This window comes from Methylobacterium sp. UNC378MF, from assembly GCF_900103195.1.
GTDB lineage: Bacteria > Pseudomonadota > Alphaproteobacteria > Rhizobiales > Beijerinckiaceae > Methylobacterium.
In genome coordinates, this window is the sequence record NZ_FMWU01000028.1 from 25,040 (window position 1) to 39,184 (window position 14,145).

Below are 14,145 nucleotides of genomic sequence, written 5' to 3' on the forward strand. Positions count from 1 at the left end.
ATGGCCGACACTGTCGCGATCGACGACCTCCAGGGCGGCGTCCGCCTGATCACCCTGAACCGTCCCGAGAAGAAGAACGCGCTCACCGGCGCCATGTACGACGCCATGCGGGAAGGCTTGGCCGGGGCCGACGCGTCGGACGCGATCGGCGCCGTGGTCTTCGCCGGGCAGCCCGGCATGTTCAGCGCCGGCAACGACCTGGCCGACTTCATGGGTCATGCCGGGGACGGGTTCAGCGCCTCGCCGGCCCTCGCCTTCATCCGCCAGCTCGCCCGGACCCGTACCCCGATGGTGGCGGCGGTCGACGGGATCGCGGTGGGCATCGGTGCGACGCTCTGCCTGCATTGCGACCTCGTCTACGCGAGCCCGGCGGCGCGGCTGCGGATGCCCTTCGTGGAACTCGGCCTCGTGCCCGAGGCGGCGTCGAGCTACCTGCTGCCCCTGCGGGTCGGCCGGCTCAAGGCGACCGAGCTGCTGCTCCTGTCGCGGCCGCTCGAGGCCGACGAGGCGCAGGCGCTCGGCCTCGTCAACGCGGTGCTGCCGGCCGACATGCTGGTCGAGCAGGCGATCGCGCAGGCGACGCGCCTCGCCGCTCTGCCGCGCGGGGCGCTGGCGGCGTCGCGGGCGCTGATCCGGGGCGACCAGGCGCAGGTCGAGGCGGCCCTGGAGGCGGAGGCCAAGGCCTTCGACGCGCAGCTGCGCTCGTCCGAATCCCAGGACCGGCTCGCCGCCTTCCTGTCGCGGTCGAAGCCCGCGTCCTCGGCGTGAGCCCACCGGACCTCTCCCAGAAGATCTGCCTCGTGGCGGGCGCCTCGCGGGGCGTCGGCCGGGGACTGGCCCGGGCGCTGGGGGAGGCGGGGGCCACCGTGATCGTCACCGCCCGCTCCAGCGAGACCGGCCCGCGCACGGAGATGCGGTCCGAGGCGATCGAGGACACCGCCCGGCTGGTCGATTCCGCCGGCGGGCGCGGGCACCATTACCTCTGCGACCACCGCTCCGAGCGCGCCACCGACACCCTGGTGCACTGGATGCTGCGCCGCTTCGGACGGATCGACGTCGCGGCCTGCAGCGTCTGGGGCGGGAACGAGGGCTACGACGGCGAGCGCTACCCGGACGGCGCCGGCTGGGGCACGCCGTTCTGGCGTCGCTCGGCTGAGCCCTATCTCGGCCTCCTCGAAGCCGGGCCGCTGCCGGCCCTGCTGCTCGCCCGTGCGGTCGCCCCCGCCATGGTGGCGGCGCGCGCCGGCCTGCTCGCGCTCGTCTCCTTCGGGACCGAGGAATATCTCGGCGACGTGTTCTACGATTCCGCCAAGGCCGCCACCAACCGGCTGACCCTGGCCTTCGCCCGGGAACTCGCCCCCCACGGGGTCACCGCGCTCGGACTCTCGCCGGGCTTCGTCGCCACCGAGCGGGCGCGCGATCTCGGTCAGGCGCAGCACGCCACCGAGAGCCCGCTCTATGCCGGCCGGGCGCTTGCCGCCCTGGCCGCCGACCCCGCAATCGCCGCCCGGGCCGGCACCGTGCTGCATGCCGGCGACCTCGCTCCGATCTACGGTTTCACCGACGCCGATGGAACGCAACCGGAGCGGTTTCGAGTCGGGCCGTGACGGCTTCCAGCGCCGTCTGGCGGACGTGACCCGCAGCGTCGCGGCGGACGTCCCGCCAGGATCGGCGCAGCCGATTGCTGCGGGAGCGAAAAACGGCCGTAATTCACCCGCAGGTGAGGGGGCGATCCTGTGTCCGCTCCGATCTCGGCTCGGGCCGGGGCCGCGCGAGTGAACGAGGGAAACTGGCATGTCGGATGCGAACACGGCCCCGCGCGTGCTGATGGTGTTCCCGAAGTTCTACGAGAACTCGATGTGGAACTTCAAAGAGGCGATGGAGCTGCAGGGCGCCCGCGCCCCGGCGCCGCCCCTCGGCCTGATCACGCTCGCCGCGATGCTGCCGCCGGCCTGGCAGGTGACGCTCGTCAACCGCAACTGCGAGGAACTGACGGACGCGCAGATCCAGGCGGCCGACCTCGTGATGACCGGCGGCATGCTGCCCCAGGAGCCGGACTGCCTCGTGGTCATCGACCGCTGCGTCGCGCTGGGCACCCCGGTCTGCGTCGGCGGCCCGGCCCCGACCTCGACGCCGGAGGTCTACGACAAAGCCGACTTCCTGGTGCTGGGCGAGGCCGAGGGCATCCTCGATACGTTCGTGGCCGCCTGGGAGGCGGGCGAGCGCCGCGGCCGCTTCACGGCCGAGAAGTTCAAGGCCGACGTCACCAAGAGCCCGATCCCGCGCTTCGACCTGCTGACGTTCAGCCACTACCTCTATATCGGCGTCCAGTTCTCGCGCGGCTGCCCGTTCACCTGCGAGTTCTGCGACATCATCGAACTCTACGGCCGCGCCCCGCGGACCAAGACCACGCCGCAGATGCTGGCCGAGCTCGACCGGCTCTACGGCCTCGGCTATCGCGGCCATGTCGACTTCGTCGACGACAACCTGATCGGCAACAAGAAGGCGATCAAGCTGTTCCTGCCCCACCTGATCAAGTGGCAGGAGGCGCACGGCTACCCGTTCAAGTTCTCCACCGAGGCCTCGCTCAACCTCGCGGACGACGACGAGCTGCTCGGCATGATGCGGGACGCGAATTTCTTCGCCCTGTTCACCGGGATCGAGACGCCCGACGAGGCGACGCTGATCCAGACGCAGAAGAAGCAGAACACCAAGCGCTCGATCGCCGACAGCGTGCACAAGCTCTACGAGCACGGCATGTTCGTCACGGCCGGCTTCATCGTCGGCTTCGATACCGAGAAGGACAGCATCAGCAAGGCGATGTCGCTCTGCATCAGCCAGACCGGCATCCCGATCGCCATGGTCGGCCTGCTCTTCGCGCTGCCGAACACGCAGCTCTCGCGCCGCCTGCGCAAGGAGGGCCGCCTCTACGAGAACTATGCGGCGACTACGGCCGATCAGGGCGACCAGTGCACGCAGGGGATCAACTTCGTGACCCTGCGCCCGCAGCGCGACGTGCTCGCCGATTACCGCGACGTCCTCCAGGAGATCTACGATCCGCCGAACTTCTTCGACCGGGTGCGGGTCGTTGCGCGCCAGGTGAAGCGGCCGAAATTCGCCGCGCAGAAGCTCAACTGGCGCCACGTCGCCCACGATCTCTATTCGCTGCTGCGCGTGTGCTGGCGGATGACCGTCCGGCGTCCGGAACTGGCCAAGCACTTCTGGAGCGTGTTCCTGGAGACCGCCCGCCGCAACCCGGCCGCCCTGGAGGCGGTGGTCACCAACATGGTGATCTACCTGCACGTCTACCCGTTCTCGCGCTACGTCATCCGCGAGATCAACGGCCGGATCGCCGATCTCGACGCCGGCCGCTGGGTGCAGCCGCCGGTTCTGGCGCCCGAGGTCGAGACCTGCAAGGCGCCGCCGGTCGGCAAGGTGGTGGCCAAGGCGGAGGTCAAGGCGGAGGTCAAGCACCTCGCGGCGGTGGCGTAGGCGGCCGCTGGTTCGGGAAAGCCTACCCGCACCTCAAGATGAGCGTGGTGGCGGGGATCCGGGTGCCGCCGCGCTTTGCAGCGGCGCCCGGAAACCTTAGCTCATCCCCGCTAGGCCACGTCCTCCCCCCGGTCCACGGGGCCCAAGTCCGGGACGGCCCGGCCCTGTCAGGAGGGCCGCCTTGGCCTGGATCTATCTCGTCACAGCGGGCGTGCTGGAGGTCGTCTGGGCCTTCGCGATGAAGCAGTCGGACGGCTTCACCCGCCTCTGGCCGAGCGCCATCATGGCCGTGGCGATGGCCGGCAGCGTCGGCTTCCTGGCGCTGGCGATGCGCACGCTGCCGCTGGGAACCGCCTACACGATCTGGACCGGAATCGGCGCGGTCGGCGCCTTCCTGGTGGGGATCGCCGTGCTCGGGGAGCAGGCGAGTGTCAGCCGGATCCTCGCGGCCGGCCTGATCGGCTCCGGGCTCGTCCTGATGAAGCTGTCGAGCCCGGGCTGAGCGTCAGGCGGCGCGCACGGTGTGCAGGAAGGCGTCGATCTCCCGGCGCAGCTCGGCGGCCTCGTCCGAGAGGCTCGCCGCCGAGGCGAGCATCCGCGTGGCGGCCGAGCCGGTGTCGTCGGCCGCCCGCGCCACCGCGTCGATCGTCCCGGTGACCGCGCCGGTCCCGGTCGCGGCCTCGGCGACGCTCCGGGCGATCTCCCGGGTGGCCGCGCCCTGCTGCTCGACGGCGGCCGCGATCGAGGTCGCCACGCCGTCGATCTCGCGGATGCGGGCCGCGATGCCGTCGATCGCGTCCACGGTCTGCCCGGTCGCACCCTGGATGCGGCCGACCTGACCGGCAATCTCCTCGGTGGCCCGGGCGGTCTGGGCGGCGAGCTGCTTCACCTCGCTGGCGACCACCGCGAAGCCGCGGCCCGCCTCGCCGGCGCGCGCCGCCTCGATCGTGGCGTTGAGCGCCAGCAGGTTGGTCTGGCCCGCGATGTCGGTGATGAGGCGCACGACGTCGCCGATCCGGCCCGCGGCCGTGCTCAATTCCTGCACGAGGCCGGCCGTGTCGCCGGCCTGGATCACCGCGCTCCGGGCCAGGTCGGCCGACCCGTCCACCTGGCGGCCGATCTCCTGCACCGAGGCCCCGAGTTCCTCCGCGGCCGCCGCGACCGTGCCGACATGCTGGGCGGCCTCCTGCGCGGCGCCCGCCACGGTCGCCGAGCGCTCGGCCGTGTGGGTGGCCGTGCTGGTCATCGCCTCGGCATCGGTGCGCAGCCCGAGGGCGGCGTTCGCCACCCGCCCCAGGACACCGCCGACCGCGGCCTCGAAGGACTCGGCCATGGCGTGGACGGCCCGCCGGCGCTGCGCCTCGGCGCCCTCGCGCGCCAGCGCGGTCTCCCGCTCCAGGGCGCGGGTGTGGATCAGGTTGTCCTTGAAGACCTGCACGGCCGCGGCCATCGCGCCGATCTCGTCGCGGCGTCCCGTATGCGGGACCGGCACGGTCTCGTCGCCCTCGGCGAGGCGGCCCATCGCGCCTGTCATGCGCTCGATCGGGCGCGCGATCCCGAACAGGGCGAACAGCATCGCGGCCGCGGCGACCGCGAGGCCGACTACGGTGGCGATCATCGCGATCAGCTTGGCGCGCGTCGCCGCCTGGACGGTCTCGGCGACGTTGGCCTCGGTCTGTCCGCGGGCCGCGGCGATCGACTCGGTCAGGCTGGCCACCGCCGCATCGTTCTGTGCGCCCGTCGCGGGATCCAGCACGAGCGCGAGGGCGCCCGGCTGGTCGCCCGCGATCATCAGCTCGACCACTTGGAGCTGGACGTTCTGGTAGGCGTTCCAGGCGGTGGTGAAACGCTCGTAGATCGCGCGGGCCTGGGGACTCGTCAGACGGTCCTGATAGGCCTGGCGCAGGCCGGACAATTCGCCGAGGGTGTCGGTCAGCGCCGTCTGGTTCTTGTCCAGGGCCGCCACGTCCGGGGAGGCCACCGCGAGGCGGTAGAGCCGCAGGCGGGCGTCCCGCACGGCCGTTCCGATGGCCTCGGCCTGGTTCTGCAGCGGCAGGGCCTGCTGCGAGATCGCCTCGGCGTTCCGCTCGATCTCCGACAGGGTGACGACGCTGGCGATGCCCTGGCCGACGGCGGCGAGGGCGAGCAGGCCGATCGCGCCGGCGAGGACCGTCTTGAGGGAGAATCGCATGGGAGGTTCCGTCCTCGCGGCCGAGCCGCGCCTACAGGTCCCGCCATGTTCCCGGAGAGGTCTTAATATTTTGTCGGTTCTATACCAGCATTTGTGGTCAGAGCCACTTCTTCCAACGGAAGAAGAAGTAGGGGAATACCGCGGCTACGACCATCATGATCAGTGCCATGGGGTATCCGAATGTGAGATCTAGTTCCGGTATGGACTTAAAGTTCATACCGTAGATCGATGCGATCAGGGTCGGCGGCATGAAGACGACCGCCATGACCGAGAACAGCTTGATGATGTTGTTCTGCTCAAGGTTGACCAAACCGAGCGTCGCATCGAGCAGGAATTGAATTTTCGTGGACAGGAAGGTCGCGTGCTCCTCGAGGGATTGAAGATCCCGCAGGGTCGAACGCACATCCTCGCGCAGGTCGCGCGGGGCCTTGTTGGTCCGGTAGGTCGCTGACAGCGAAAGCAGGATCCGCTCCATGGAGACGAGGCTCTCCCGCTGCTTGGAGATGAGATCACCGTGCCGGCCGAGGGCGCGCAGCGTGTCCTGCAGGGCGGTGTTGCGGGCGGAGGGATCCTCCTGCACTTCGAAGATCTTGCCCGACAGGCGGTCGATACGCTCACCCTGCAGCTGCAGCACGTCGGCGGCCCGGTCGATCACCGCCTCGATCAGGCCGGCCAGGATCGTCTCGCCGGAGGTGGCCGACGCGCTGCCATTGCCCATCGAGCGCCCGGCGCGCTGGGTGTACATGCGGAAGGCCTGGGGCTCCTCGTGGCGCACGGTTACCAGCCGGTTGCCGCGGAGGATGAAGGTGATGCCGGCCAGCCCCGGATCCTCGGCGTCGCTGACCTTCGAGAGCACCCGCCCGGTCATGTAGCGGGCGCCGTCCTCCACGTAGAGCAGCTCCGAGGGCTCGATGTCCTTCATCTCCTCGCGGGTCGGCACCTCGATGCCCGCGAAGGCCTCGACCTTGAGTTCCTCCTCGCGGCTCGGACGGATCAGGTCGAGCCAGACCGTGTCCTCGGGGATCGTGTCCTGGAGATCGATGACGCGGCGTTCAAGCAGCGTGGCTCCGGCGCCGACGGCGGGCTGGTGGATGAAGATCACGAACAGGTCTCGGATGCGGATCGGTCACGGGACAGCGCAGGGCCGCAGCCCGCATCCGGCACCACGGCGGCCGATGCAAGCTGTGCCGCGGATGTGGCGCTGTTTTCTGACGCTTCCGTGACATCGCGATCCGCCGCCGCAGCGGCCGGCTCCGATCCGGGCTCAGTGGCAGCCGTCGCAGGTGCTGCGGTCGATCCTGTCGGTCGGGGCCCGCTCGCGCCGCCGCTCCTCGCGGGTCGGCACTTCGAAGATGCGCCCGGACCCGAAGGGGCACGCCGGAAGCGGGCAACCCAGACTCGCCGCCCTGCAGGGCTTTGGCGCGTCGGCGGTCCCGGATCCCGGATTCCGCTGCGCGGCTCCGGGATGACAGGGGAAGCGGCTGGGAGGTGCCCACACAAGGCTTGCGGCCTGCCTCGAGCCGGTGACGGAACGGCCCCGTGCCCCATTTCGGGCCGCTCGGGGCGGAGGCCCGCCGCCTCGTCCCTGCCGCCGGTGCCTGTCCGGGCGCGCGACCGGTCTCAACCGGGTCGGGTGCCGCTCTAGCGGCGTCGGGCGGGTTCGCGCCGGAACACGCCGACCATCTCGACATGGCCCGAATGGCGGAACTGGTCGACCGGCGTGACGGTCTCCAGCCGGTACCCGCCCGCGACCAGCGTTGCCGCGTCCCGGGCGAAGGTGCCGGCATCGCAGGCGATGCCGATCACCAGGGGGACGCGCGCGGCGGCGAGCTGACGGGCCTGGGCCTCGGCACCGGCCCGCGGCGGGTCGAACACCACCGCGTCGAAGGCATCGAGTTCGGGGGGCAGCAGGGGCCGGCGGAACAGGTCGCGGCGCTCGCTGGTGATCCTGCGGAGGCCCGAGGCCGCGCGGGCGGAACGCTCGAGGCCCGCGAGGGCGGCGGCGTCGGACTCGACGGCATGGACCGCGGCCGTCCGGGCCATCGCCAGGGTCAGCGGCCCGCACCCCGCGAACAGGTCGGCGACGCGCCGGATGCGGGGACCCAGCGCCGCCAGGGTGAGATCGCAGAGCGTCGCCTGTCCCGCCGCGGTCGCCTGCAGGAACCCGCCGGGGGACGGGTAGAGGCGGGTCGCGCCGGCGGTGACCGAGACCGGCTCGGCCTCCATGAGCCGCTCGCCGTGCAGGGACAGCCGGGCGAGGCCGAGTTCGCCGGCGATCCGCACCAGCGCGGCACCGACGCCGGCGCTCACCGGACCGTGGCCGCGCAGGTCGACGTCCAGGCCCTGGTCCGTGGCGGTGACGGCCACGTCGAGAGGCTTGCGTCCGTGGCCCAGGGGTGCGGCGAGGCGGCGCGCCACCGCGGGGGCCGGGTGCAGCGCCGGCACGGTGATCGGGCAATGGTCGATCGGCACCAGCGCATGGCTGCGCGCCGCCATCAGCCCGGCCTCGGCGCGGCCTTCGATCTCCCGCACGTGCAAGGTGAGGCGGCGACGCCCGTCCCCGTGCGCGTCGATGGCCGGGCCGGGCACCACGTCGAGGCGGGCCTGGGACAGGGCCTGGGCGACGAGGCCCTGCTTCCAGGCGCGTTCCGCCGGCCGCGCGAGGTGCTGCGTGCGGCAGCCGCCGCAGCGCATATAGTACGGGCAGAACGGCTCGACCCGGTCGGGCGCGGCCTGCGTGATCGCGATGAGTTCGGCACGCCGCGCCTCGCGGCGGATCTCCGCCCGCTCCCCGGGGAGCGTGAAGGGGACCAGGAGCCCGTCCTCCGCGACCCCGTCGCCGCGGGCGCCGAGATCCCGGATCGTGACCGTCTCGCTTGCAGCTGTCTCGCTCACGGCAACCTCGCACCGATCAGGAATTCGGCATTGCCGTCGCCGCCCGGCACCGGCGAGTCGATGAGGCCCAGGATCGCGGCGCCGAGCCCCTCCAGGGTTCCGCGGACCGCCGCGCAGACCTCGGCGTGGACCGCCGGATCGCGCACGAGGCCGCCGCGGCCGACCCGGGCCCGGCCGGCCTCGAATTGCGGCTTGATCAGCGCGACGATCTCCGCCCCCGGCCGCAGCAGGCCCGGAAGGACCGGCAGCACGAGGCGCAGGCCGATGAAGCTCACATCCACGCTCGCCAGATCGGGGGGCGGGACCAGGGCGTCCGGCCCGAGGCTGCGGATGTCGGTGCCCTCGCGGTTGGTCACGCGCGGATCTCCGGCGAGCCGGGGATGGAGCTGCCCCCTGCCCACATCGAGCGCGTGGACATGGAAGGCGCCGCGGGCGAGCAGCACGTCGGTGAAGCCGCCCGTCGAGGCCCCGACGTCGAGGCCGACGCGGCCGGCTGGATCGAGGCCGAACGCGTCGAGGGCGGCGGCGAGCTTGAGGCCGCCGCGGGAGGCGTAGGGATGCTCGGGCTCCGCCTCGATCCGCGCCCCCGGAGCGATCGGATCCGAGGGACGCGCGAGCGGCCGCCCGTCGACCCGCACGCGCCCGGCGCGGATGGCCGCCTGCGCCCGGGCCCGACTCTCGAAATGGCCGTGCGCCACGAGGAACAGGTCGGCGCGACGCGGGGAGCGATCGTCCGCGGGCGGCGCGCGGTCCGGGATGGGCCGGTCTGGAGTCATCGGGGCTTCGTACGGTCCAGGCAGATCTGCCGCGAAGGTTTCGGGCCGCCGCCCTGTCGAAGGCCGGCGCGCTCCCTAACTAGACCGGGCCGTACAGGAGAGCCACCGCATGACCCGCACCCTGCCGCTGCTCGCATTGCTCGGGACCGTCGCCGCCGGCGGCGCCCTGGCACAGGAGCCTCCGAAGGAGGCCGCCAAACCGGCAGAGACCTATACGGCGCCGATCAAGAACGCCAAGGGCGACGCGATCGGCACGCTGGCGATCCGCGACGGGGCGAACACCCTGGTCCTGCGCGTGACGATCCAGCCCGGCGGGCTGCCGCCCGGCTGGCACGGGATGCATTTCCACGCCGTCGGCGACTGCTCGGATCCGAAGTTCATGAACTCGAAGGCGCATGTGAACCACGACCAGAGCAAGCACGGCCTGCTCAACGCCGAGGGCCCCGACGAGGGCGACCTGCCGAACCTCTACGCGGCGCAGGACGGCTCGGCCAATGCCGAGGTCTCGAGCGAGACGCCGCTGAACGGCGAGGGCGGCCTGAAGGATGGCGACGGCGCCGCGCTGATCATCCACGCCAACGAGGACGACCACACCAGCCAGCCGATCGGCGGCGCCGGCGACCGGGTCGCCTGCGGGGTGATCAAGTAGTCGCGGAGGGCGAGGGCACCGCCGGCGGGATCGGCCGCGGGCGGCCGGCCTCGTCGATGGCCACGAAGGTGAAGGTCGCCTGCGTGACCCGCTCGCGGACCTGGGTGCAGAAGCGCCGCGCCCAGGCCTCGACCTCGATCTTCATCGAGGTCCGGCCGACATGCGACACCCGGGTGTAGACGCACAGCACGTCGCCGACCCGGACCGGCCGAATGAAGGTCATGGATTCGAGCGCCACGGTGACGACCCGGCCCTGCGCCCGGTCGACCCCCGCGATGCCGCCGGCCTGATCCATCTGCGAGAGCACCCAGCCGCCGAAGATGTCGCCGTTGGCGTTGGTGTCGGCCGGCATGGCGATGGTGCGCACCGTGAGGTCGCCCTTGGGCAGATCGACCTCCGCGGGCGGCAGCACGCTTTCGGCCGGTGAGAGTGCGACGTGCTGCATGCCGTCCATCCGCCCCCCGCGCGCCGTCAGGACAACAGGCCGGCGAGCTTGAGACCCGCCGCCAGGAGGACGGCGACCGCGCTCAGGATGCATTCGAGCGGGATGGATTGCCAGAGGTCCGGCGTCGCCGCTGCGGGCTCGGCGCGTTGCGCAATATCGTTCATCGGGCCTCCTCCCGGGCGGGCCGATCTGCCGTCGGCGGTCCCGTTCCCGGCACGATAAAGCAAGGGCCGCGGTCGCGCACCTCGAATCGGGGCGTGAAAAAGCCCGGCGGCTCGATGGAGCCGCCGGGCCGGTCAAGTCTGAGAACCGCTCAGTAGTAGAACCGGCGGCGCCAGTAGGGACGGCGGTAATAGGGCCGCGGGCCGTAATAGAACCGGCGGCCGTAATACGGGCGGCGCCAGTAGGGCCGCGGGCCGTAGAAGCGGCGGCGGTAATAGTACTGGGCCTTCTCGGTCATTGCCGGCGCGGCATCGGCCGGCAGGGCCAGGCCCGGGCCGACCGGCGCGGCGGACGCACCCTCCGGCGCCGCAGCCGCAAAGCCCAGTACCAGCAGGGCCGCGAGCAGGAATTTCCTCAGCACGGTCTCGACTCCCTTCGTGTCATTACGTCCTGGTCGACGAACCGCACGGGACGCGAGGACATCCGCCCGGTCCGAAACGCTGCAACGCGTGAGCGAGCGGAAGCGTTGCAGCATAACCGCTGCGACGTTTCGGATAGGGTTGACCAGGGGTTGAGACCGGACGGATCAGGCGATCTTGGTGGTCATGTCCTCGATGCGGGCCTCGGCGCTCTGGCGCACCAGGCTGATGCCGTGCTCGCAATCCTCGCGGCGGACATAGCCTTCGCCCGATTCGGCGATCACCTCGCCGTTGCGGGCCCGCAGGCGCCAGCGCCATTCGCCCGTTGCGTCCCGGTAGATTTCGAACCGCATGATGCAGGCCCCCATTCATCCACCGGATGAGATGGGTGGCCGGCTGCGCAAAAAAAGGATGCGTCCCCGGCGGGTCTGCGATCGGGCCGCGCCGCGGGCGATCGCAGACCCGACCGGTGGCGCACCACGGCTTCAGGTCCGGCGTGCTTCATTGTTTTCGATGATGCGAATGCCGTTGTTTGCTCGACATTATCGTACCAACGCAGTATTCGGCTGCGTCGCGGGCGCGGGGGCGAATCGCGCGGCCAGGCTCGGAATTCCGAGGCGTGAACGGATCGCGATGAGCGAGAACAGGGCACGGTCCAGCGCGTCGGAATGGGCGGTTCCGGAACGGCGGCTATCCGCGATCTTCGCCGCCGACATTGCCGGCTATTCGAAGGCGATGCATGCCGACGAGAGCGGCGCCATGCGGGCGCTGCAGGCCACCCGGCGGATCGTCGACCGCCTGATCGCGGCCCGACACGGGCGGATCGCCAACACCGCCGGGGACAGCGTGCTGGCCGAGTTCGCGTCGGTGATGGACGCCGTGTGCTGCGCGGTGGCGATCCAGCGGGCGCTCGCCGAGGCCGAGGGGGAGGCCGCGCAGTTCCGTCTCCGGATCGGGATCCATATCGGCGACGTCATGGTGCACGACGGCGATCTGTTCGGCGATGGCGTGAACATCGCCGCACGCCTGCAGACCGCGGCCGAGCCCGGCGCCCTGAGGCTTTCGGAGGCCGCCTACCTGCAGGTGCGCGGCCTCGCCGAGATCCCCTTCATCGATCTCGGCCCCCAGCGGCTGAAGAACATCACCCGGCCGGTGCGCGTGTACGCCGTGCCGCCGCCGGACGAACGGCCGTCGAGGTCCCTCCGGGCAGGCCGCGTCCGCGCCGCCCTGCGGCCGACGCTCGGCGCTGTCGCGATTCTCGCCGCCGCCGGGCTAGCCCTGGCCTGGTCCCACCTGGTCGGATCCGAGCGGTCGGACGGGCCGGCCGAGCCCGCGCGCCCGCGGCTATCGCTGGTGGTTCTGCCCCTCGCGAACCAGAGTGGCGAGGCGGACCAGGATTATCTCGCCGAGCAGCTCGCCGAGGACCTCTCGGCCGATCTCGCCCGCGCACCAGGCACCTTCGTCATCGCCCACGGCACGGCCCAAGCGTATAGGGGCCGGCCGGTCGAGCCGCGTGCCGTCGGCCGCGAACTCGGCGTGCGCTACGTCGTGCAGGGAAGCCTGCGGCAGAGCGGCGAGCAGGTGCGTTTCGCCGTGCAGCTCACCGACGTCGAGACCGGGGCAGCCCTCTGGGCGGATCGCTATGACGGACCGCGGGCTGCGGTCGGTGCCGCCCAGGACGTCCTCGTTGCTCAGGTCGGCCGCGCCCTCGGCGTGCGTCTTCTGGAGGCCGCCACGCAGGCCCGGTCGGGTCAGCCGGCGGACGCAGTGGACCTGATCATGCGTGGACAGGCGCTGCTCAACCGGCCCTTCGCCCGTGACAACCACGCCCAGGCCCGCCCGCTGTTCGAGCGCGCGCTCAGTCTCGATCCGGCGAATGTCGACGCGCGCCTGGGCCTGGCCGAGGTGCTCGTCGATGGCGTGCTGAACGGCTGGACGACGGAGCGGACCGCGGATCTCGATACGGCCGAGCAGGCGATCGCCTCGGTCCTGCAGGGCGATCCGACCCATCCTTTCGCGCATTATTTGCGCGGGGAGACCCTGCGCGCCCGCTCGCGCTACGCGGAGGCCCTCGCCGCGTTCGACCGGGTGCTCGTCCTGAACCCGAGCTTCGCGCGCGCCTACGCCTATCGTGGCCTCATCCAGATCTTCCTCGGCCGGGCCGAGGAGACGGAACGCGACATCGCCGCCGCCATCCGCCTCAGTCCGAAGGATCCCCTGCTCGGCGCGTGGCTCGCCCGGGACGGGTTGGCCAAGCTCCATCTCGGTCAGGATCGGGAGGCGATCGAGCCGCTCCGCCGCGCGGCTGCGGTGAACCCGCTCTTCGACTTCCCACACCTCTATCTCGCCTGCGCCTTCGCGCGGCTCGGCCGAGAGGCGGAGGCGCGGGCCTCCCTCGCCGAATTTCTCAGGCTACGGCCCGGCTACACCCTCGCCCGGTACCGGAGCCTGACTTCCACCGATCCGACCTTCCTCGCCCAGCGTGCGCGCATCTATGACGGACTGCGTCGCGCCGGCCTGCCGGAGAGCTGAGCCCGGGCGACGACTCTGAGCGGAACGACCGCCGCGCATGGGATCAGAATTTTTGTTCTTTCGCATATAGGCTGGACCGGCGCCGCGCCGAGAAACCTGCACAATGACGGGACGCTCGCGGCCGGTGAGGGAGGAAGCCACCAACGAGATCGACCGGCCCGAGGCCTTCTCGAAGGTCATCTTCGGAGGCTGCCCGCACGATTGCCCCGACACCTGCTCGATGCTGTTCGACGTCAAGGACGGCCAGCTCCAGGGGGGGCGGCAACCCGGACCACCCGATGACCCGGGGCGGCCTCAGCGTGAAGCTGAAGGACTACGAGAAGCGCCACTACCACCCGGACCGGCTCCTCTACCCGATGAAGCGCGTCGGCCCGAAGGGCTCCAAGCAGTTCGAGCGGATCACCTGGGACGAGGCGCTCGACACGATCGTCACCCGCTGGAAGGCGATCATCTACCAGTACGGGCCGCATCTCGTCGGCGGCCTTCACCAACATGGGCCACGCCCCCTCGTTCTCCGACACCCTCGTCGAGGTCTCGCGGGCGAACTGAACGGTTGGCTCGCGGAGATCCGCTCTTCACCACCG

At 71.3% G+C, this 14,145-nt stretch carries 14 protein-coding genes and 1 pseudogene; 7 read left to right on the forward strand and 8 right to left on the reverse strand.

What is annotated here, in order from left to right; genetic code table 11:
- The 4 genes from BLT59_RS24360 (at position 1) to BLT59_RS24375 (ending at position 3,994) form a co-directional block, all read left to right on the forward strand.
- Complete coding sequence (locus BLT59_RS24360) at positions 1–768, forward strand: enoyl-CoA hydratase-related protein (RefSeq protein ID WP_091786983.1); 768 nt, start codon at positions 1–3, stop codon at positions 766–768.
- Between the two features lie 32 nt (positions 769–800).
- On the forward strand, positions 801–1,607 hold the full coding sequence (locus BLT59_RS24365; RefSeq protein WP_091786980.1) for an SDR family NAD(P)-dependent oxidoreductase: 807 nt from the start codon (positions 801–803) through the stop codon (positions 1,605–1,607).
- Positions 1,608–1,794: 187 nt separating this feature from the next.
- Positions 1,795–3,492 (forward strand): B12-binding domain-containing radical SAM protein, encoded by a 1,698-nt coding sequence (locus BLT59_RS24370; RefSeq protein ID WP_091786861.1) that lies wholly within the window; start codon positions 1,795–1,797, stop codon positions 3,490–3,492.
- A gap of 181 nt (positions 3,493–3,673) precedes the next feature.
- Complete coding sequence (locus tag BLT59_RS24375; protein ID WP_091786863.1) at positions 3,674–3,994, forward strand: DMT family transporter; 321 nt, start codon at positions 3,674–3,676, stop codon at positions 3,992–3,994.
- 3 nt (positions 3,995–3,997) lie between these two features.
- Here the strand turns inward: BLT59_RS24375 and BLT59_RS24380 are convergent, their stop codons facing one another.
- The 4 genes from BLT59_RS24380 to BLT59_RS24395 all read right to left on the reverse strand — a co-directional run bounded on the left by BLT59_RS24380 (position 3,998) and on the right by BLT59_RS24395 (position 9,354).
- Positions 3,998–5,683 carry a methyl-accepting chemotaxis protein gene (locus BLT59_RS24380; protein WP_091786865.1) on the reverse strand — a complete coding sequence of 562 codons (1,686 nt, stop codon included), beginning with the start codon at positions 5,681–5,683 and terminating at the stop codon, positions 3,998–4,000.
- 97 nt (positions 5,684–5,780) lie between these two features.
- Positions 5,781–6,785 (reverse strand): magnesium transporter CorA family protein, encoded by a 1,005-nt coding sequence (locus BLT59_RS24385; protein WP_091786867.1) that lies wholly within the window; start codon positions 6,783–6,785, stop codon positions 5,781–5,783.
- A gap of 539 nt (positions 6,786–7,324) precedes the next feature.
- A complete protein-coding gene (locus BLT59_RS24390; RefSeq protein WP_091786870.1) occupies positions 7,325–8,578 on the reverse strand; it encodes a class I SAM-dependent RNA methyltransferase in 1,254 nt (417 codons plus the stop codon).
- The gene (locus BLT59_RS24395) at positions 8,575–9,354 is read right to left on the reverse strand and encodes a TlyA family RNA methyltransferase (RefSeq protein ID WP_091786873.1); all 780 of its coding nucleotides are present in this window, start codon (positions 9,352–9,354) and stop codon (positions 8,575–8,577) included. Before BLT59_RS24395 ends, BLT59_RS24390 begins: the two co-directional genes overlap by 4 nt.
- A 109-nt stretch (positions 9,355–9,463) precedes the next feature.
- Between BLT59_RS24395 and BLT59_RS24400 the strand changes: the two genes are divergently transcribed.
- Positions 9,464–10,003 carry a superoxide dismutase family protein gene (locus BLT59_RS24400; RefSeq protein WP_091786881.1) on the forward strand — a complete coding sequence of 180 codons (540 nt, stop codon included), beginning with the start codon at positions 9,464–9,466 and terminating at the stop codon, positions 10,001–10,003.
- Here BLT59_RS24400 and BLT59_RS24405 read toward each other — a convergent pair.
- From BLT59_RS24405 to BLT59_RS24415, 4 genes are all read right to left on the reverse strand, one after another.
- Positions 9,996–10,448, reverse strand: coding sequence for an acyl-CoA thioesterase (locus BLT59_RS24405; protein WP_175544117.1), 453 nt, complete (start codon positions 10,446–10,448; stop codon positions 9,996–9,998). The two genes, BLT59_RS24400 and BLT59_RS24405, sit on opposite strands and share 8 nt — an antisense overlap.
- A 26-nt stretch (positions 10,449–10,474) precedes the next feature.
- A complete protein-coding gene (locus BLT59_RS31475) occupies positions 10,475–10,612 on the reverse strand; it encodes a hypothetical protein (protein WP_175544118.1) in 138 nt (45 codons plus the stop codon).
- A gap of 149 nt (positions 10,613–10,761) precedes the next feature.
- Entirely contained in the window at positions 10,762–11,031 is a 270-nt protein-coding gene (locus BLT59_RS24410) for a hypothetical protein (RefSeq protein ID WP_091786892.1), read from the reverse strand.
- Positions 11,032–11,196: 165 nt separating this feature from the next.
- Positions 11,197–11,382 carry a YegP family protein gene (locus tag BLT59_RS24415; RefSeq protein ID WP_091786899.1) on the reverse strand — a complete coding sequence of 62 codons (186 nt, stop codon included), beginning with the start codon at positions 11,380–11,382 and terminating at the stop codon, positions 11,197–11,199.
- A gap of 280 nt (positions 11,383–11,662) precedes the next feature.
- On the opposite strand from BLT59_RS24415, the gene BLT59_RS24420 reads away from it, so the two are divergent.
- Both BLT59_RS24420 and BLT59_RS24425 read left to right on the forward strand, forming a co-directional pair.
- Positions 11,663–13,561, forward strand: a complete 1,899-nt coding sequence (locus BLT59_RS24420; RefSeq protein ID WP_175544119.1) for a tetratricopeptide repeat protein — start codon at positions 11,663–11,665, stop codon at positions 13,559–13,561.
- A 220-nt stretch (positions 13,562–13,781) separates the two neighbouring features.
- A pseudogene (locus BLT59_RS24425) lies at positions 13,782–14,025 on the forward strand (molybdopterin-dependent oxidoreductase); the annotation flags it as partial.
- Between the last annotated feature and the right edge of the window lie 120 nt (positions 14,026–14,145).

What these genes read in the sequence shown, in the direction of transcription:
- BLT59_RS24415 (WP_091786899.1), bottom strand. Translation starts at nt 11,382, where the DNA reads ATGCGGTTCGAAATCTACCGGGACGCAACGGGCGAATGGCGCTGGCGC.
- BLT59_RS24405 (WP_175544117.1), bottom strand. Translation starts at nt 10,448, where the DNA reads ATGCAGCACGTCGCACTCTCACCGGCCGAAAGCGTGCTGCCGCCCGCG.
- BLT59_RS24395 (WP_091786873.1), bottom strand. Translation starts at nt 9,354, where the DNA reads ATGACTCCAGACCGGCCCATCCCGGACCGCGCGCCGCCCGCGGACGAT.
- BLT59_RS24370 (WP_091786861.1), top strand. Translation starts at nt 1,795, where the DNA reads ATGTCGGATGCGAACACGGCCCCGCGCGTGCTGATGGTGTTCCCGAAG.
- BLT59_RS24420 (WP_175544119.1), top strand. Translation starts at nt 11,663, where the DNA reads ATGAGCGAGAACAGGGCACGGTCCAGCGCGTCGGAATGGGCGGTTCCG.
- BLT59_RS24400 (WP_091786881.1), top strand. Translation starts at nt 9,464, where the DNA reads ATGACCCGCACCCTGCCGCTGCTCGCATTGCTCGGGACCGTCGCCGCC.
- BLT59_RS24380 (WP_091786865.1), bottom strand. Translation starts at nt 5,683, where the DNA reads ATGCGATTCTCCCTCAAGACGGTCCTCGCCGGCGCGATCGGCCTGCTC.
- BLT59_RS24360 (WP_091786983.1), top strand. Translation starts at nt 1, where the DNA reads ATGGCCGACACTGTCGCGATCGACGACCTCCAGGGCGGCGTCCGCCTG.
- BLT59_RS31475 (WP_175544118.1), bottom strand. Translation starts at nt 10,612, where the DNA reads ATGAACGATATTGCGCAACGCGCCGAGCCCGCAGCGGCGACGCCGGAC.